The sequence below is a fragment of the Oceanobacillus caeni genome (genome assembly GCF_019037185.1).
GTDB classification, from domain to species: domain Bacteria; phylum Bacillota; class Bacilli; order Bacillales; family Amphibacillaceae; genus Oceanobacillus; species Oceanobacillus caeni.
In genome coordinates, this window is sequence record NZ_JAHHXM010000001.1 from 103,027 (window position 1) to 121,843 (window position 18,817).

Here is an 18,817-nt window from a genome sequence, read left to right on the forward strand (position 1 = left end):
TTATTTTCCAGCAAAATTCGGGGAGCGCTTTTCTAGGAATGCTTGTATTCCTTCCTTGGAATCTTGTGTTTGAAACATTAAAGATTGAACGATATTTTCTTGCATGATACCTATTTCATGTGAGAATTCACTTGCATGATTTAACAGATACTTTACGAACTGGTTCGAAATTGGTGGTCCTTCTACTATGAATTGAGCAAATTCTGTTGCGTCTTCTAGTAGATTCCCGCTTTCGGATAATCGATTCACAATTCCTTTTGTATAAACTTCTTCTGCAGTAATTCTTCTACCAGAAACCACCCATTCTTTTGCAGTTTGTAATGGTACATTATCGGCCAATAATTTGATAAGACCTAAATCGGGTGTTAAACCTATGTTCCTGAAACTAGAAATAAATAATGTATTCTTATCAGCAATAACAAAATCGGAAGCAAGTGCAAGGCTAAATCCTGCTCCAGCCGCAAATCCATGTACTGCCGTAATCACAAATTTATCCAAATTAAGTATTGTTTTCGTTAAGACGGATGTTTCTTTCATCGAATCCATCACTTCTTTCGGGCTACTCCCCGGTTTCATGGAGTCAATATCTCCTCCCGCACAAAAGGCTTTCCCTTCTCCATACAAAATGATAGCCTTCACTTCATCATCTTTTTCTGCATCCTTAAGAGCAGATAGAAGCGCAGACACTAAATCATCGGAAAGGGAATTTCTTTTATCTGGTCGATTCATGGTAAGATAAGCAATGTGATTTTCTTTCCGAACTTTTAATACTTCCGCCATATTCTCACCCCGATTTTCGAAAATTATTTTTGTAACGTTTTTAAACTTTTTTCAGCAACCTCTTTAATCGCCTGCTCATACCCCTCTTTTAGCTCTTCAACAATTTCAGCAACGGTCTGAACTTTTGTAATTGGTCCAATACCTTGCCCAGCACCCCAAATATCTTTCCATGCTTTTACTTCCTTATTTCGAAGTTCCGAGAAGTCAATCTTATCTTTCTTCTTCAAATTATTTGGATCAAGTCCCATTCCCTCAATACTTGGAATTAAATAGTTTGCATGGATCCCACTAAATGCATCTGTATAAACAATATCCTCAATAGATGATTCTACAAGCATCTCCTTGTATCTAGCTTGTGCCATGCTTTCTTCTGATGGAATGAATCTTGTACCTATGTAGGCATAATCAGCTCCTAAAATTTCCGAAATTAGAATATCTTCCCCTTTTGACATCCCACCAGATAAAGCGATAGGTCCATCAAAGAACTCTCTTACTTCATGAACGAAAGAAATTGGGTTGTACGTCCCCGCATGTCCGCCTGCTCCACTTGCAACAAGAACTAGACCATCTGCCCCTTTTTCAATTGCCTTTTTAGCAAATTTAATATTGATTACATCAGACAATACAATTCCATCATATTCACGAACAATTTCAACAACTGGTCCTGGATCACCAAGAGAGGTAATAACTACTGGAGGTTGGTATTTTCTAATTAATTCTAAATCTTCCACATATCGTTTGTTCGAACGATGAACGATAAAGTTAATCCCCCATGGTGCGATTTTCTTATCCGGATTTTCTTGTTTTAACCTTTTTAACTCCGATGTAATTTCTCTCATCCAATCCTCTAACATTTCATCCGTTCGTGCGTTTAAAGCTGGAAAAGTACCAATAACACCTGAAGCGCAGGAGTTGATGACCATTTTAGGATTATTAATTAAAAACATTGGTGCAACAATAACTGGTAAATCTACTGAATTTCTAATTCTTTCTATTGCTTCACTACGCATGAATGAACCCTCCCTAGAATTTATTTATGGGTGAATACAGGTTTTCTTTTTTCGATAAATGCGCTAACTCCCTCTTTCGCATCTGCTGTTACAAATAGATCATTAAATAATTGTTTCTCCATTTGCAAACCCTCTTCTAAAGGCAATTCACTTCCCACATTTACTAAGTGTTTTATTCTACTTAAAGCTTGAAGAGATTGACTCGCTAATTTACCTGCAAGTTTTTCAGCCGCTTCCATCCCTGTTCCTTTTGATACAACTTGGTTTACAATTCCTAATCTATAAGCTTCTTCAGCACTTAATGGATCTCCCGTAAACATCATTTCTTTCGCCTTAGAAGGTCCAACAATTCTTGGAAGGCGCTGTGTACCCCCACCGCCTGGTAATAAACCTAGATTCACTTCAGGTAGTCCAATTTTCGCATGATCCTCTGCAACTCTAATATCACAAGCTAACGCCAGCTCTAACCCACCACCAAGTGTAAATCCATTTAACATGGCTATCGTTGGTTTTGGAATACTTTCAATCCCATTTAGAACGGCATGAATATCAATTTCATCCTCTTTTTTTACGTCACGATCAGGGAACTCTTTAATATCGGCACCAGCCATAAAAGCTCTATCGCCTGCACCTGTCAGAATAATAGAGATTATCTCCTTGTCTTCTTGTAGTTGTTTAAATACGATATCTAATTCCTTATTTACTTGTTGGCTAAGGACATTCATTGGTGGATTATCAATCGTAACTGTTGCAACCCCATTTTTTTTACTCACAGATAATAATTCAAGCATGTCATCATCTCCCTAATACTTTGTTTAATAGAATATAAGGTTTGCATCCTCTTTTCTAAAGATATGCAAAACCTTCCCTATTTATTTGATTACCCCGATTTCTTCCAAAATCTCTTTTGTATGTTCCCCTAATTTTGGTGCTAGATCTCTTATTTCTCCAGGGGTCTCCGATAATTTAATTGGAATTCCAACTTGTTTAATCGATCCTAATTCACTGTGATTTACATTTTTAATCATTTCTCGTGCTTTTACTTGTGGGTTTTCTATCATCTCATCGAATGAAAGAACTGGTGCCACACATGAATCTACCTCAGAGAAAATTCCCATCCATTCATCTAGTGACTTTTGGGATATAATGTTTTGGATTTCTATTTTCATTTGATCTTGAACTTCCATTGGTGCATCTAATTTCGAAATAAAGTCTTCTCTCCCTATGGCTTTACAAAATTCATTCCAGAATTTCAGTTCAAGTGCCCCAACAGACAACCATTTTTCATCTTTCGTTTGGTATACTTCATAGCAAGCTAGTTTTCCACTTAAAACTAACTCTCCTCTTTTCGGATGTTCATTTGTAGCTAGAAAACCTGGTAAAAGGGTTGGTAGCCAAGAAATAACCCCATCCAACATCGAAATATCTACCATTTGACCTTTACCAGTTTTTTCCCTTCCAAATAATGCAAGTAAGATACCAACTGCGGCTGGAAGAGCCCCTCCACCAATATCAGCTATTTGTGCTGCTGGAATTTGGGGTTTTCCATTTCTTTCACCCATCAAATTTAACAAGCCTGCATAACTAGTATAGTTAACATCATGGCCCGGAAAATTAGCGTATGGACCATCTTGACCATATCCTGTTATCGCACAATAAATGATACCTGGATTCACTTCTCTTAACGTTTCATAATCTAATCCCAATCGCTTCATTACCCCAGGTCGGAATGATTCAATTACTACATCAGCTTCTTTAACAAGCCTAAGAAAGCTTTCTTTACCTTCAGCTGATTTTAAATTCAAACATACACTCTTCTTATTTCGATTTAATGAATGAAAGAATGCACTGTCCTTATCTAATTTTGGTAGGTTTTCCCTTGCATAATCACCAATACCAGGTTCCTCAATTTTAATAACCTCTGCTCCGAAATCAGCAAGAAGCATCGAGCAGTAGGGTCCAGGTAATAACCGTGATAAATCTAATACTCGAATGGATGTTAATGGCAATGGGTTTCCTCCTTTCATATTAAAAAGTAATTATTTTCTATCAATCTAATCTTTCAATAATGGTAGCGTTCGCCATACCGTGTCCTTCACACATCGTTTGTAGTCCGTAGCGGCCACCAGTTCTTTCTAACTCACTCATCATCGTAATCATTAAACGACCACCACTAGCACCAAGCGGATGACCCAGTGCGATTGCTCCTCCATTTGGATTTAATTTCTTAGGATCTGCTCCAGTTTCCACTAACCAAGCCATAGGTACAGGCGCAAATGCTTCGTTTACTTCAAAAATATCAATGTCATCAATGGTAAGTCCTGATTTTTCAAGTGCTTTTTGTGTAGCTGGAATTGGACCTGTAAGCATTAATGTTGGATCAGAACCTACAACTGTACGCGTATGGACTTTGAATCTAGGTTTTAATCCTAGTTCTTCTGCTTTCTCACGTGACATGAGAAGAATAGCATTGGCCCCGTCACTAATTTGACTGGAGTTACCAGCCGTAATATTTCCGTCTTCTTTAAATGAAGGTCTTAGACTCCCCAATTTTTCAACACTGGTATTTTCTCGTGGCCCCTCATCATCTTTGAGTACCGCTGTAGTGCCATCTGGTAAAGTAACTTCTAATGGCATAATTTCTTTCTCGAATCGTCCTTCTTTACGAGCTTTAATTGCTTTTTGATGACTTTCTAGTGAGAACGTATCCATTTCTTCACGAGAGAATCCCCATTTTTCCGCAATGCGGTCAGCTGATAATCCTTGGTGGATCATTTCATATTTCGATGTTAATTCTTCACTAAAATCAACATCTAAACGGTTCGCCCCCATCGGCACACGAGACATGTTTTCAATACCGCCAGCAATAACAACATCCATATCGCCACTAATAATTGCCTGCGCCGCAAAATGAACAGCTTGTTGGCTAGATCCACACTGTCTATCTATTGTGGTACCGGGGACTTCAATAGGGAATCCTGCTTGTAATGCCGCAACCCTTGCGATATCCAATGATTGCTCCCCGACTTGGGCAACACAACCAAAAATGACATCTTCAACTAAACTTGGAGAAATACCAGCTCTTTTCACTACTTCCGCTAACGGTTTCGCAGCTAAATCCTCCGCACGCATCCCACTTAATGCACCATTTCTTTTTCCGACAGGCGTTCTAACCCACTCCACCATAACAGCTTCACGCATATTCCTATCCCTCTTTCATTCGTATTTTTGAAATCCCTTACATTCTAAACAGAATCAAAATTAACCTTTTACGATTAATAGTTACTTTTACTGGAAAATAGACCACCTACAAATATTCCATCGATTTAGTCTATTGTATTTTAAACATTCGGAATTTTACATGTGCAATTATACCATTAACCTATATAAAAAAGAAAGATTATCTAGGCTGCATACGAATTGCGCCATCTAAACGAATTGTTTCCCCATTTAACATTGGATTTTCGATGATACTTTGTACTAGTTGTCCGTATTCCTTAGGATATCCTAGTCTAGAAGGGAAAGGAACCATAGCACCTAATGCCGTTCTAACTTTTTCTGATGCTGTTGCAAATAATGGTGTTTCAAATAATCCAGGTGCAATTGTAAGCACTCTAATACCTTCAGAAGCCAAATCTCTAGCAATTGGTAATGTCATACCAACAATACCGCCTTTCGAAGCACTATACGCTACTTGACCTATTTGTCCTTCATAGGCAGCAACCGAAGCAGTATTGATAATTACTCCCTTTTCTCCATTCTCATTTGGTTCATTTTCACTCATCTTTTCTGCAGCAAGACGAATGGCATTAAATGTTCCAACTAAATTTACTTGTATTACTTTGTTAAATGTTCCTAGGTCATGTACTCCTTTTTTACTGCTATAGGTTTTTTCAGCAATTCCAATTCCAGCACAGTTAACAAGTGTATTGATATTGCCGAATGTACCTACAGCATGTTCCAGAGCTGCTTGAACACTTTCTTCACTAGTTACATCTGTTTTAATGTACGTAACGTTTTCTCCAAGTTCTTCTACTAAATTTCTTCCTCTATCTTCCTGCAAATCTAGAATCGTTACTTTTCCACCTTTAGAAATAATATTTCGGGTCGTAGCTTCGCCTAGTCCCGATGCTCCCCCTGTAATAACAGCTGATACTTGATTTAATTCCATAAATAGCTCTCCCCTCATGATTTAATTAATAAGGATTCTTAATAGATAATCTGAAATAGATTTTGCTAATTCATTTTTATCTTTACTGCCATCTGATGAATACCATTCAATAACATAGTTCATCGCACCTAAAATGATATTTCGAACAATCTTCGTATCTACTTTATTAAAGTAGCCGCTTTCTATCCCTTGTGCAATAAGTTTATCGATACAATGACTATATTTCTGCCTTAACGAAATTATTTCTTGTAATTGATCACCTGCAAAAAATTGATCTGGTCTTGCTCCCATTGCAAATCCAGTTCGTTCCGTAATTAAAAATTCGATGTGAACAACCATGACTTTTTGCAATTTCTCAATAATAGGTAATTCTTTAGACATTATCTCCTCGATGTTTTGAATACTTTGTTCTAGTAGCATTTTTTGACTTTTAAACAATAAATCCTGTTTATCTTTGAAGTAATAATACACCGAACCTTTTGTCATCAGAAGCTTAGCAGCAACGTCTTCCATTGTCGTTGCATGATAGCCTTTTTCTGCAATAATACTTAATGCAGATTGGATGATCTCTTTCTTTTTCTTTTCGGCCTTCTTTTCTCGTAATGACAAAATGACACATCCCTTAGGTAATATATTCTTATGTAGTTAATACAATTCTAAATATTCATTTTTTAAATGTCAAGTTAAATTTGAAAAGGCGCAAAAGCACTTAAAAAAACAAAATGAGAAAAGTAAATGGTCATGTTACATAAAGAAGTCCATCATTGGGGGAGTTCTTCATCCCCACAATGATGGGATCTTTACGGCGTAGACATAACTTTCTCTCTACCATCAATCAATTAATTTAACGTTATTACGAAAAGTCCGTAATTATATTAAAACCATATGTTTGATAATTAGACATTGCATTAAACACATCGGTAACACCATCTAATGATATTTCTCTTGATATAAGTGATTTAGGATTTAATTTTCCTTGTGCTATCAATCCTAGTAATCCATCGTATTCTGTTCTAGGATTTCCATAGCTACCAATAATCTCCAATTCACTTAAAGTCACTACATCTATTGGTATATCAACAATCCCAGACTCCTTACTAGTTGTAATACCAATTTGCACATGTCGTCCACCTTTTCTTAATGACAGAATTGAATTTAAGATGGTTTCTCTTATACCGAGTGCATCAATGGAAGCTTGTGCACCACCTTTTGTAATTTCTTTAACAGCCTCAGGAACATTTTCTTTACGAGCATTTATTGTTACGACTGCACCTTCTTTTCTTGCCATATCCAATTTCTTATCATCAACGTCTACTGCAATTACTTGTGCCCCAACAGCACTACCAACCTGAACCGCTGACAAACCGACTCCGCCTGTTCCATTAACTACCAACCATTCACCTGGTTTTATATTTGAACGACTAATTCCATGAAAACCGGTCATATAGCGGCACCCTATTGCAGCAGCTGTTAATGAATCCACCTCATCCGGAAGATGAACTAAATTAAAATCACCATTTGGTATATTTATATATTCTGCATAAGCCCCATCCTTTACCGTTCCATACACTTGGGAATGCTCACAAATATTCGATCTTCCACTTAAGCAATAGGAACAGTGTGTACAAGCCTCATGAAATGGTGTGGATACTCTGTCACCAGGCTTGAAGTTTTTTACCTCTTTTCCTACCTCTGCAACAACTCCTCCCATCTCGTGGCCTGGAATAAGCGGTAGCTCTGTAGTTAATCCTACCCAATCCAAATCACCCATCCACGTATGCCAATCACTACGACAAACTCCACTTGCCTCCACTTTTACAATGACATCATGTGGTCCCGGTGTTGGATCTGGTACATTCCCTACCCTTAAAGGTTTCTTTAACTCAATTATTTGTGCTGCTTTCATGTTATTCCTCCCCATTTATATATTAATAGTTTGACAGCTAACGGTCCCTAAACCGTATTTACTATTAAACATCCATACCTCTACAGAATAATATTTTTCACCCCCATCGATTTATCATATTTTTAATTGGTACATGATCGTTACAAAATCATCTGAATCCATATCTGCAAAGATTACCAATAGCGGACTATTCATTAAATAATGGGAATAATTACAGCTTATTTAGCCTCCCTTTGTCACTTCAGACTTTGATAACCCTTACATTAATCCCCATCTTTTTTTCATCTATTGATACGATAATAGATTCTCTACACCCTCTGTAATACGCTCCACATTCGGTAACCAATCATCCTCAACCGTTTGGACAGGATAAGGAGTATCATAACCTGTTACCCTTACAATTGGTGCTGCAAGAGAATATAAGCATTCTTCACTTACAATAGTTGCAATCTCTGCTCCAACTCCGCCAGTTTTCACTGCTTCGTGAACAATCATTAATCTACCTGTTTTATCTACAGATTCTTTAATTGCTTCTGTATCTATTGGACTAATTGTTCTTAAATCAATTACTTCTAAGTTAATTCCCTTTTCTTGAAAAGCTTGTGCCGTTTTCAATACCATTGGGACGGTTCCACCATATGTGGCGATGGTGGCATCTTCTCCTTCTTTTATAACGGATGCCTTTCCAATTGGAATCTCATAAGGTTCTTCAGGTACCTCTTCCCGACTAGAACGGTATAGTTTCATAGGTTCAAAGAAAAGCACTGGATCCTCTTCACGAATAGCAGAAATGAGTAATCCTTTTGCATCATATGGGTTAGAAGGTATTACCACTTTCAATCCTGGTGAATGCATAAATAATGCTTCTAGACTATCAGAATGTAATTCCGGTGATCTTACATTTCCACTAAATGGACTTCTAATTACCATAGGGACTGTAAATCTGCCGCCAGAACGATACCTCATTCTAGCCGCCTGTGCACAAATTTGATCCATTGTTTGATAAATGAATCCAAGGAACTGAATTTCTGCTATTGGACGCATTCCATTCATAGCTAAACCAACTGCTGTTCCGATAATTCCTGACTCTGCCAAAGGAGTATCAAATACACGATCTTCTCCAAACTTTTTCTGCAAGCCATCTGTCGCTCGAAAAACCCCACCATTAACTCCAACATCTTCTCCTAAAATAATCACATTTTGATCTTTTTCCATTTCCTGTTCCATCGCTTCTCGAATGGCTTCAATCATCGTGAGTTTACGCATACTATTCCTCCTAACGCTCTAGCCTATTTTTAAATTCCTCTCTTTGCTTTAACAACTGTGGATGAGGTTTTTCATAAACATAATCAAATGTTTCATGAGCGGGTGGTAAAGGTGTCCCCTCAAAATCCTTTACGGCTTTTTCAATTTCTTCCTCAAATTGCTTAACCATTTCTTCCTTTCTTTCTGTCGTTAATAAACCTTTATTCATTAAGAAACGTTCGAAGCGAACAATTGGATCTTTTTTAACCCATGCGTCCACATCTTCTTGACTTCGGTATTTCGTCCAATCATCTGCAGTAGTATGAGATTCCCTGCGATACGTAACCGCTTCAATTAAAGTTGGCCCTTCTCCCTTTCTCGCCTTTTCAATAGCTTCCTTCGCTACTTGATAGCAAGCTAAAACGTCATTCCCATCGACTCGGACACCTTTCATTCCATACGCAATTGCTTTTTGTGCAATGGTTTCGCTAGTTGTTTGCTTTTCAAATGGGGTACTAATCGCCCATTGGTTGTTTTGGCAGAAAAATACGATAGGAACATTATAAACAGCTGCAAAGTTTAGTCCTTCATGGAAATCACCTTGTGATGTTGCTCCGTCCCCAAAATAAACGGTTGTCACACTATCTTCCTTCTTAAGTTTAGATGCCCAAGCACAACCAACAGCATGCGGTACTTGCCCAGCTATGATTACTTGGATAGGAAATAGTTTGGCATCTTCTGGTGGTCTATTTCCTCCAAAATAACCTTTCAGATAGCTTAAAAACTGTTTTAAACTTGTTCCATGTATCATGGAAACTAAGGATTCTCGATAACTTGGTACAACCCAATCTGTTTTCGATAATGCCAAGGCACTTCCTACCTGTGCTGCTTCTTGACCCGAAAAAGGTCCATAAGTTCCAATCCTTCCTTGTCGGTGTAACTTTAGAAATCTTTGATCCATGATTCTTCCTTTTAGCATCCAATAATGCATGTTTTGAAGAAGCTCATTATTTAAGTTTAAATCGTTTAACGCTGCTTCGTTATATTCCCCTCTTTCATTTACTATTTGATACATCTCCGTTGGTTGATGTTTTTCGAAAATATTAATCATCAAATTCTCCCTCCATTTACCTTACTTCTAAAAGTAATGATTCTGGGTTTTCTAGTATTTCCGTTAACGAGTTCATAAATAGACCCACTTCCAAACCATCCATTATTCGATGATCAAAAGATAGTGCATTCCCCATCATCTTTCTAATCACTATTTCTCCATCAACGACGGCTGGTTTATCTTCAATTTTATAAATGCCAAGAATAGCAGCCTCGGGATAATTTATAATTGGAGTGGCATATGTACCTCCACCCATATTTCCAGTACTACTTATCGTAAACGTTCCACCTTGCATATCTTTCGGTAGCAGTTTACCCTCACGTGCTTTATTCGATAATTGATCTAGTTCCAACGCTATTTCAATAATGGACTTTTTGTCTGCATTTTTTATGACTGGAACAACTAGCCCACCTTTTGTGGCTGTAGCAATACCAATGTTGTAATATTTCTTTAAAATAATTTTTTCCTTTTCCGTATCTAAAGATGAGTTTAGGTAAGGGTTTTCAATTAGTGCTTTCGTAACTGCTTTAATAATAAAAGGAAGATAAGTGAGCTTACAGCCATGTTTCTCAGCAAATGGTTTTAGTGAATTTCGAAATTCTACTAATTTAGTAACATCGAATTCACCCATTCCTGTAGCATGAGGAATTGTATAGACAGACTGAACCATCTTCTCACTGATTTTTCTTCTTAAACCTCTGAACGGTATTTCTTCTATTAATTCAGTTGAATGAATATCAAAACTTGGATGAACGGAAACGGTTGAATGATTTTCTGTAATAGTTTCTTCTTGCCTACCAGTTTGACTAAAATTCCGAACATCTTCTTCTATTACTCTTCCACTTGGTCCTGTTCCTACTACTTCCTCAATATTGACTCCCAGTTGACGTGCCAATTTACGCACAGTCGGAGCAGCTCTAACTCTTCTAGGTGGCTTATTGTTATTTTCAATACCGTATTCCATTGTTTTACTTTCGATTGCTTTTACCTCTTGTTTGGACTTGCTTTCTTTCTGAGGACTATCCTCTTTGGATGATTTTCCTGTTTCATCAATGGTGATTAATACATCACCGACATGAATAACTTTGCCTTCTTCTCCCGCTAATGAAACAACTTTTCCCGCAACTGGAGAAGATATTTCAACAACAGATTTATCTGTTTGCACCTCTACAACAGGATCATCTGCTTTTATGACGTCTTCCTTTTTCACAAGCCATCTCACTATTTCCGCTTCATGTAACCCTTCACCAACATCAGGAAATTTGAACTGATAACTCAATTTCGTTCACCACCAATTAATCGAATTTTTTTATAAAGAAGACTTCCATTAATGGGGGTTTTCTTTCATCCCCCACTAAATGTTAGTTGAACTAATCAGGTTACTACAGGCTATCCACCCCCACTTGGATTTCTTGGTTATAACTCGACTTCTTGAAATGGGAAAATTACTACCAGTTAAGACGCGATAAAGAGTAATTGCTTTATTCTATTCTTATTCGTTATAAAATATACGGGAAAAGGAATATAAAGAAGACTCCTATCAGTAGGAGGTTTCCTTCACCACCACCTACCTTCTTTATTTCTCCAGAAGCTTGAGGTGGAAGTCTAACTGCCCGTTTAGATGGGATAAATAATAGATATCCTAGATTGAGAGAATTTAGTGCATAAAGATAGGCAGTATCATATAAACGACACTGCCTTACATAGTAAAATTTAATTAAGTTGTTTAGGTTCTTTTTGCAAAACGTACTTCAATACTTTACCTGACGCATTTCGTGGCAATTCATCGATAAACTCAACCATTTTTGGCTTTTTATAGGATGCTAAATGTTGTTTACAATAATCAATAACTTGTTCTGCCGTTAATGTATGATTTGGTTTTGTCACGACAATAGCTTTGACACTTTCTCCCCAATCTTTATCTGGAATTCCGATTACTGCGCATTCCAGAATTTCAGGCATTTGATAGAGAATTTCTTCAATCTCAGCAGGATAAATATTTTCTCCCCCACTGATGATCATATTCTTTTTTCTATCTACTACATAAATGAAGCCTTCTTCATCCATCTTGACTAAGTCACCACTATGGAACCAACCACCTTTAAAGGCTTCCTCTGTTGCTTCTGGATTTTTATAATACTCTTTCATGACGGTAGGTCCTCTATAAACAATTTCTCCTACTTCTCCTATAAGAACATCATTCATACTTTCGTCAACTATTCGTATCTCTACGTTCAGATAAGGTTTCCCTACAGAATCCGTTTTTCTAAGTGCATCTTCTCCGGAGTTACTTGTTGTAGTGGCGGTTGTTTCAGACTGACCAAAGTTGTCTATTAATATGGCATTCGGAAACGTTTTAAGCATTCGCTTCTTTACTTCTAGCGGTGTAATGGCGGCACCAGTAGAAGTAACTTTAACAGAAGAAAGGTCATATTCATTAATGTTTGATACTTGTAATAGGAAGTTCCACATGGCAGGGACCAAAAACAAAATGTTAATTTCCTCTTTTTCCACCGTACTTAAAACATTAACTGGATTAAAATCACGGTGAATAACGGTTTTTCCACTAGTTAAGCACGTTAACATCGTAAGAAGTAGTCCAGCAATATGGAATTGAGGAACGCTAATTAGCTGGGTATCCCCTAAATTGGACTTTGTATCGTAAATTAAATTCATTGTATTTACTGTAATATTCTTATGTGTTAAAACTGCACCTTTTGGTCGACCAGTTGTACCGGAAGTATAAACAATATAGCAAGGATCATCATCTATTAGATTTTCAATAGGTTTATATGAAAATTCACTTTCGAAAATAGATTCATAGCTCATAAAATCGTCCGGCACTTGATTTGTACCAACTACTACTATTGTTTCTACTTTTTTTAAATTACCTCGAATGGATTGAATCAATTCAATATATTCGTTATCAATAATTAAAATTTTTGTATCCGAATTATTTACAATATACTCTACTTCACTTGAACCTAGCCGGAAGTTTATCGGCACTCCAACTCCACCTGATAAAGCTGCTCCAAATGCAACCTCTGGAAAAGCCATGGAGTTCTTTAACATAAATCCAATTTTCTCTTCCTTTTTAATACCTTTTCCTTGAAACCATGCTGCTAGTTTCGAAGCTCTAACATCGATTTCTTCAAATGTTACTCGCTCTTCTTCATAAACATAGGCTTCTGCTCTCGGTGTTTTATGTGTAGCCCTTTTCAACATTTCTCCTACTAATAATTGATTTGATAAAGTTAAAGATGAACTAGTCAGTACTTACACCTCCTAATTTTTCTTCTTTCGTTGTGTAAGAAAAGTCCATTAGATTAATTCCATTTATCGACCTGAGAAAATAAAATATTTTCTGAATCGCAAAATTCACGTTAACATAAACCCACCATCTACTAGCATATCAGTCCCCGTGACATAGGAAGCTTCTTTAGATGATAAGAATGCAATAACATTTGCAATTTCCTCTGGTTGACCAATACGATTCATCGTGGTTTTCTTCTTGACGATCTTCAACAACTTCTCATTTTCCGCGTCAACCAGTGACGTTTCAACAAAACCTGGAGAAACCGAATTAACTCGGATACCATTTCTAGAATACTCAAATGCCATTGCCTTTGTTAGATTAATAACAGAAGCTTTAGCTGCACTGTAATGCGGGAATAGTGCACCAGGCTTATGTCCGGAAAGGGATGCCACATTAATAATCGATCGATCCACATTCGGATTCTTACTTGAACTGTCCATCATTACTTTCCCAATCCGTTTCGATACTAGAAACACACTATTTAAATTAAGCCTTTGGATTTCCTCCCAATCCTCATAAGAGGTTTGTTGAATAGTTGAATTAAATAGCCCTCCAGCATTATTTACTAAAACGGTTACATCACCAAACTCCTTTTCCACATAATCCGTTAAATTCTCCACTTCCTTTTCAGAAGTTACGTCACATGCAAAAGGAAATGCTACTTGGCTATTCCGACTATTATTAATCTCACTGGCTACTTTCTCCAATTTTGAAACAGTTCTTCCGACTAGAATTACTCTCGCACCTTCTGAAGCTAACCTTTTCGCTGTTGCTTCCCCAATACCACTACCAGCACCTGTAATAAGCGCAATTGCATTTTCAAATCTCTTCATCGTTATCCTCCTAATGTTATTGTTTTTTCAAGATATATTTTTATTTAAATTCTCGCTCTTCCCACCACGGGTAGAAGTCTGGCATATCGGAACTTACTCTCAGGCTGAAGTTGGGTTTACGCTTTTCAAGAAAGGCCTCTACCCCTTCTTGAACATCCGCATTTCTACCGGTCCAGTAAATATATTTAGATTCTACTTTATGAGATTCCATGGGATGGTCCGCTCCAAGCATTCTCCACATCAGTTGTCTATTTAATGCAACAGACACAGCAGATGTATTTTCAACAATTTCAGCTGCCAGTTGTCGTGATGTACTCAATAATTCATCAGCAGGAACTACCCGACTAACTAATCCATGTTCTTTTGCTTCCTGAGCTGAAAAAACTCTACCAGTTGATACCCATTCTATCGCTTGACTTATCCCAACAATTCTTGGTAGAAACCATCCACTACACGCTTCTTGTGTAATTCCTCTTCGTGCAAAGACAAACCCCATCTTTGCATTTTCAGAAGCGATACGTATATCCATTGGTAAAGTCATTGTAATTCCAACTCCAACCGCTGGGCCATTAATCGCTGCGATAATAGGTTTGTTAAGTTCAAAAATTCGTAGAGAAACTAAGCCTCCACCATCACGGTAATCTTCCATAGAAGTCTCAGAACGGAATATACTAGCATCTTTATCTAAATCGGCACCGGCACAAAACGCTTTACCTTCCCCTGTCATAATGAGTACTCTCACTTCATCGTTTTCATCCGCATGATCCAAAGCCTGGATAATCTCATCTCCCAGAAACTCGGTATACGCATTTAATCGATCCGGTCGATTTAATGTAATCGTCATGATGTTGTCCATAATATTTGTTTTAATCGTTTTAAACATATTTCTCCCTCCCTTTTTTATATATTCTGAACAAACTTATAACTAAGAAGCCATCATTTATTTTGATGGCTTCTTAGTTTGCAGATTGAAAGGTATACATTTATATTATTTCGTCGTTTTCGTTACGAACCCGGACTAATTGCTTCCCAATATTTTCACCCCGGAAGAGCCCCGTAAACGCTTTTGGTGCATTTTCAAGTCCGTTTACTATATTCTCTCGATAGGTTAATTTTCCTTCTTTCACCCATTTCCCTAGTTGTTTGTATCCTTCATCAAATCGCTCGTAATAATCACCGACAATATACGCTTTCATTAACGCACTACGATTTAGTAAATAACGTTGGATACGTGGTCCAAAAGAAGGTTCCGTATTGTTATATTCGGAAATAATGCCACAAACAGCTATTCTAGCTTGGAAATTCAGCAAACTCATAACCGCATCGGAAATTTCACCGCCAACATTATCGAAATAAATATCTATACCATCCGGACATTTTTCCTTCAGTGAGGCTTTAACATTTTCTGTTTTATAATTAATCGTTGCATCAAAACCGAGTTCTTTTTCCAGATACGTATTTTTTTCATCTGATCCCGCAATCCCAACTACACGACAACCATGAATTTTAGCAATTTGACCTACCACAGTACCTACTGCTCCAGCCGCTCCTGAAACAACCACCGTTTCTCCTGCTTTGGGTTTTCCAATATCAAGTAAACCAAAATATGCAGTAAGTCCAGGCATACCTACTACACCTAATGCAGTAGAGATTGGAGCCAAGTTAGGATCGACCTTTCTTAATCCCTTTCCACTTGTTACAGAATAATCAGCCCAATTTAGTCGTCCTTCTACGATATCCCCTACCTTGAATTTGTCGTGGTTGGATTCTATAATTCTTCCTACGACGCCACCGGTTAAAACTTGATTAAGTTCAAATGGGGACGTGTATGTTTTAACCCCATTCATTCTACCTCTCATATAAGGATCAACCGATAAATAAATGGTTTGAACCAGCACTTCACCATCGTTCACCTTAGGTACCTGTTTTGTTTGCAATTTAAAATTATCATCTGTCGGCATTCCCTTTGGTCTACTTACTAATAAAAACTCCCTGTTTGTTCTATTAATCATTCTCACTCCTCCATATTTATCTATCAATTCCATTTTAATGACATTTAAATTTAATAATCAAATATTCTAGCTTTGAATGTCCGAAACAATAGAATGAACAATATTGATAGAAGAGTATTCACCTTTTGAATACTCTTCCAGTCTATATTTCTTCGCAAATAAGGTTTTGTCTATTTCTGATACAGAATAACCTTTTTTATATAAATCCATTACAGAATCATATATTCCTCGTAAGTTATCTAACTTAGTTTCCAATTTTTCTCTTCCATCAGGTAAATAACCGGCATGAGAACAATACATCGCTCCAAAATCTAATTTCAGTAACGTTTGAATGGAATTCATTATCTTTGAAATAGATTCGGTTTTCATGAGTACTTTAACTGTAGGTAAAATATAAATATCTCCTGAGAACAATCTACCGGTTTGCTTGTTAAATAGGGATACATGATCATCTGCATGCCCCGGTGTGTAAAATACTTCCCATTCTACATTTCTTGATTGTATACTTTCTCCTAATGGCAAGGGGTGGAATTCTTCTCGAATCCCCCATGCTATTTGACGATATTCGGGATAGTCAGCAGGTTTCTCACAAACCGTAATCCCCTTTGGGTAAATATAAATGGGGACATTTTTGTTTTTTTGAATCCATGAAGCTGTACCTGCATGATCCTCATGACTATGGGTTAACGTAACCAAATCAAAATCGTACTGGTCATAAAAAGCTATTAATTCATTTTCTAATATTTTTGGACCCGTATCGATTAACATTCCATCTACCAAATATAGATAAACAGTATTTTTACTTGGTGTCACTGCCTTTACACAGGTCATATTTTCATGATTTGTAATATCTATCATTTTGTTGAATCCCTCCTATTGCTTATCCAACGTAAGCAATAGTTATTAAAATTTCAGTGGGGATGAAATGAAGAAATCCCTCACTGAAATTTCGATTTAATTCACCGTTATTTTCGATCTCTTATTTCTTCTTTCTCGAATTTCTAATTTTGCAATATCACGAATGTGCACTTGATCTGGTCCATCCACAATTCGAAGTGTTCTTGCATGTGCATAATGTTCTGCTAATGGGAAGTCTTGAGAAACTCCTCCACCACCATAAACCTCAATCGCACGATCAATTACATTTAGAGTCGCTCGGGGAACCGCAACTTTTATCATCGCAATCTCCTTACGTGCTGCTTTTGCACCATACTGATCAATCTTATGAGCAGTGCTAAGTGTTATTAATCTTGCTTGTTCAATTTCCAATCTACTTTCTGCAATTTGAGCACGTACTACATCCTTATCAATTAGGTTGGATCCAAATGCCTCCCTCTCCTCCGCACGATCTATTAATAAATCCAAGGCACGTTCCGCTTGTCCAATAGCACGCATTGCATGGTGAATTCTTCCAGGCCCTAATCTACCTTGAGCGATTTCAAATCCACGACCTTCACCTAATATTAAGTTAGATACCGGTACTCGTACATTATTATAGTGCACTTCCGCATGACCTGTAGGAGCATGGTCATAACCAAATATTTTTAATGGGCGTTTAATTTCTACCCCAGGCGTATCCATGGGAACCAATACCATCGATTGTTGTTTGTACGTTTCCGCACTAGGGTCTGTTTTCCCCATAACAATGGCAATTTTACATCTAGGATCAATAGCTCCTGTAGACCACCATTTTCTCCCGTTGATAACGTATTCATCGCCATCACGAATAATTTCAGTTTGTATATTCGTCGCATCAGAAGAAGCAACAGATGGTTCCGTCATCGAAAAGATAGACCGAATTTCACCTTCTAATAATGGAGTTAGCCATTTTTGTTTTTGTTCTTCATTACCATACTTAATTAAGACCTCCATATTTCCGGTATCAGGAGCATTACAATTAAAGATTTCAGGAGCAATTAGAGATCGTCCCATAATTTCACAAAGATGTGCATATTCATAGTTCGTTAATCCCTTGCCATATTTTTCATCCGCATAGAAAAGATTCCATAATCCTTGTCTTTTTGCATTCTGTTTCAGGTCTTCAATAATTGGTGGAATTGTCCAACGGTCCTCAGCAGTTTCCAAGTATGCTTCTACTTCTTTTTCTGCAGGGTATACATACTCTTCCATGAAGTCAATCAGTTCTTCTCTGAGTCGTTCGGCATAACTTGATATTTCCTTTAACATACAAACTCCTCCTTTAAATAAAATTAATGAAGTCATGATAAGAAATATACTTTCAGCCATCCCCTTTCAAATGGCTGATAGCGGAGCACTCCGCTATATTCTGATTATTAGGAAATGTGTATACCTAAAATTCTAACATCGTTCTATTTTAAACACAATGTTGGTTTTATAATATTCTATAAATTTAAACAATAATTCAAAGCATAAACAAGATACGCAACTTAGAAATATACTTTTTATTGCCTT

Annotated in this window: 17 protein-coding genes; all 17 read right to left on the bottom strand. The window is 37.2% G+C overall.

Going from position 1 to position 18,817, the window contains the following annotated elements:
• The 17 genes from KM885_RS00425 to KM885_RS00505 all read right to left on the bottom strand — a co-directional run bounded on the left by KM885_RS00425 (position 1) and on the right by KM885_RS00505 (position 18,571).
• Complete coding sequence (locus tag KM885_RS00425) at positions 1-780, bottom strand: enoyl-CoA hydratase/isomerase family protein (RefSeq protein ID WP_216883384.1); 780 nt, start codon at positions 778-780, stop codon at positions 1-3.
• A 23-nt stretch (positions 781-803) separates the two neighbouring features.
• Positions 804-1,790 (bottom strand): NAD(P)H-dependent flavin oxidoreductase, encoded by a 987-nt coding sequence (locus tag KM885_RS00430; protein ID WP_060667608.1) that lies wholly within the window; start codon positions 1,788-1,790, stop codon positions 804-806.
• Positions 1,791-1,810: 20 nt separating this feature from the next.
• Positions 1,811-2,581, bottom strand: coding sequence for an enoyl-CoA hydratase (locus KM885_RS00435; RefSeq protein WP_060667609.1), 771 nt, complete (start codon positions 2,579-2,581; stop codon positions 1,811-1,813).
• An 81-nt stretch (positions 2,582-2,662) separates the two neighbouring features.
• Positions 2,663-3,799 (bottom strand): CaiB/BaiF CoA transferase family protein, encoded by a 1,137-nt coding sequence (locus tag KM885_RS00440; RefSeq protein ID WP_216883385.1) that lies wholly within the window; start codon positions 3,797-3,799, stop codon positions 2,663-2,665.
• A gap of 40 nt (positions 3,800-3,839) precedes the next feature.
• On the bottom strand, positions 3,840-4,991 hold the full coding sequence (locus KM885_RS00445) for a thiolase family protein (protein WP_047184848.1): 1,152 nt from the start codon (positions 4,989-4,991) through the stop codon (positions 3,840-3,842).
• Positions 4,992-5,190: 199 nt separating this feature from the next.
• The gene (locus tag KM885_RS00450) at positions 5,191-5,961 is read right to left on the bottom strand and encodes a 3-hydroxyacyl-CoA dehydrogenase (protein ID WP_216883386.1); all 771 of its coding nucleotides are present in this window, start codon (positions 5,959-5,961) and stop codon (positions 5,191-5,193) included.
• Positions 5,962-5,982: 21 nt separating this feature from the next.
• Entirely contained in the window at positions 5,983-6,570 is a 588-nt protein-coding gene (locus tag KM885_RS00455) for a TetR/AcrR family transcriptional regulator (RefSeq protein ID WP_047184850.1), read from the bottom strand.
• A gap of 244 nt (positions 6,571-6,814) precedes the next feature.
• On the bottom strand, positions 6,815-7,867 hold the full coding sequence (locus tag KM885_RS00460) for a zinc-dependent alcohol dehydrogenase family protein (protein ID WP_047184851.1): 1,053 nt from the start codon (positions 7,865-7,867) through the stop codon (positions 6,815-6,817).
• Positions 7,868-8,152: 285 nt separating this feature from the next.
• Complete coding sequence (locus KM885_RS00465; RefSeq protein ID WP_047184852.1) at positions 8,153-9,133, bottom strand: alpha-ketoacid dehydrogenase subunit beta; 981 nt, start codon at positions 9,131-9,133, stop codon at positions 8,153-8,155.
• 10 nt (positions 9,134-9,143) lie between these two features.
• Positions 9,144-10,223: a pyruvate dehydrogenase (acetyl-transferring) E1 component subunit alpha gene (gene pdhA, locus KM885_RS00470; RefSeq protein WP_244986858.1), complete on the bottom strand. Its 1,080-nt coding sequence runs from the start codon at positions 10,221-10,223 to the stop codon at positions 9,144-9,146.
• Positions 10,224-10,239: 16 nt separating this feature from the next.
• Positions 10,240-11,502, bottom strand: coding sequence for a dihydrolipoamide acetyltransferase family protein (locus tag KM885_RS00475; RefSeq protein ID WP_216883387.1), 1,263 nt, complete (start codon positions 11,500-11,502; stop codon positions 10,240-10,242).
• Positions 11,503-11,936: 434 nt separating this feature from the next.
• A complete protein-coding gene (locus KM885_RS00480; RefSeq protein WP_276516037.1) occupies positions 11,937-13,496 on the bottom strand; it encodes an acyl-CoA synthetase in 1,560 nt (519 codons plus the stop codon).
• Positions 13,497-13,601: 105 nt separating this feature from the next.
• The gene (locus KM885_RS00485) at positions 13,602-14,372 is read right to left on the bottom strand and encodes an SDR family NAD(P)-dependent oxidoreductase (protein ID WP_145523513.1); all 771 of its coding nucleotides are present in this window, start codon (positions 14,370-14,372) and stop codon (positions 13,602-13,604) included.
• A gap of 40 nt (positions 14,373-14,412) precedes the next feature.
• Positions 14,413-15,255, bottom strand: a complete 843-nt coding sequence (locus KM885_RS00490) for a crotonase/enoyl-CoA hydratase family protein (RefSeq protein ID WP_216883388.1) — start codon at positions 15,253-15,255, stop codon at positions 14,413-14,415.
• A 100-nt stretch (positions 15,256-15,355) separates the two neighbouring features.
• The gene (locus KM885_RS00495; protein WP_145523511.1) at positions 15,356-16,384 is read right to left on the bottom strand and encodes an NADP-dependent oxidoreductase; all 1,029 of its coding nucleotides are present in this window, start codon (positions 16,382-16,384) and stop codon (positions 15,356-15,358) included.
• A gap of 66 nt (positions 16,385-16,450) precedes the next feature.
• A complete protein-coding gene (locus KM885_RS00500; RefSeq protein ID WP_145542806.1) occupies positions 16,451-17,242 on the bottom strand; it encodes an MBL fold metallo-hydrolase in 792 nt (263 codons plus the stop codon).
• A gap of 96 nt (positions 17,243-17,338) precedes the next feature.
• A complete protein-coding gene (locus KM885_RS00505) occupies positions 17,339-18,571 on the bottom strand; it encodes an acyl-CoA dehydrogenase family protein (protein ID WP_216883389.1) in 1,233 nt (410 codons plus the stop codon).
• Positions 18,572-18,817: the final 246 nt, after the last annotated feature.

What these genes read in the sequence shown, in the direction of transcription:
- KM885_RS00490 (WP_216883388.1), bottom strand. Translation starts at nt 15,255, where the DNA reads ATGTTTAAAACGATTAAAACAAATATTATGGACAACATCATGACGATT.
- KM885_RS00425 (WP_216883384.1), bottom strand. Translation starts at nt 780, where the DNA reads ATGGCGGAAGTATTAAAAGTTCGGAAAGAAAATCACATTGCTTATCTT.
- KM885_RS00450 (WP_216883386.1), bottom strand. Translation starts at nt 5,961, where the DNA reads ATGGAATTAAATCAAGTATCAGCTGTTATTACAGGGGGAGCATCGGGA.
- KM885_RS00485 (WP_145523513.1), bottom strand. Translation starts at nt 14,372, where the DNA reads ATGAAGAGATTTGAAAATGCAATTGCGCTTATTACAGGTGCTGGTAGT.
- KM885_RS00435 (WP_060667609.1), bottom strand. Translation starts at nt 2,581, where the DNA reads ATGCTTGAATTATTATCTGTGAGTAAAAAAAATGGGGTTGCAACAGTT.
- KM885_RS00430 (WP_060667608.1), bottom strand. Translation starts at nt 1,790, where the DNA reads ATGCGTAGTGAAGCAATAGAAAGAATTAGAAATTCAGTAGATTTACCA.
- KM885_RS00445 (WP_047184848.1), bottom strand. Translation starts at nt 4,991, where the DNA reads ATGCGTGAAGCTGTTATGGTGGAGTGGGTTAGAACGCCTGTCGGAAAA.
- KM885_RS00495 (WP_145523511.1), bottom strand. Translation starts at nt 16,384, where the DNA reads ATGATTAATAGAACAAACAGGGAGTTTTTATTAGTAAGTAGACCAAAG.
- KM885_RS00460 (WP_047184851.1), bottom strand. Translation starts at nt 7,867, where the DNA reads ATGAAAGCAGCACAAATAATTGAGTTAAAGAAACCTTTAAGGGTAGGG.
- KM885_RS00505 (WP_216883389.1), bottom strand. Translation starts at nt 18,571, where the DNA reads ATGTTAAAGGAAATATCAAGTTATGCCGAACGACTCAGAGAAGAACTG.
- KM885_RS00465 (WP_047184852.1), bottom strand. Translation starts at nt 9,133, where the DNA reads ATGCGTAAACTCACGATGATTGAAGCCATTCGAGAAGCGATGGAACAG.
- KM885_RS00500 (WP_145542806.1), bottom strand. Translation starts at nt 17,242, where the DNA reads ATGATAGATATTACAAATCATGAAAATATGACCTGTGTAAAGGCAGTG.
- pdhA (WP_244986858.1), bottom strand. Translation starts at nt 10,223, where the DNA reads ATGATTAATATTTTCGAAAAACATCAACCAACGGAGATGTATCAAATA.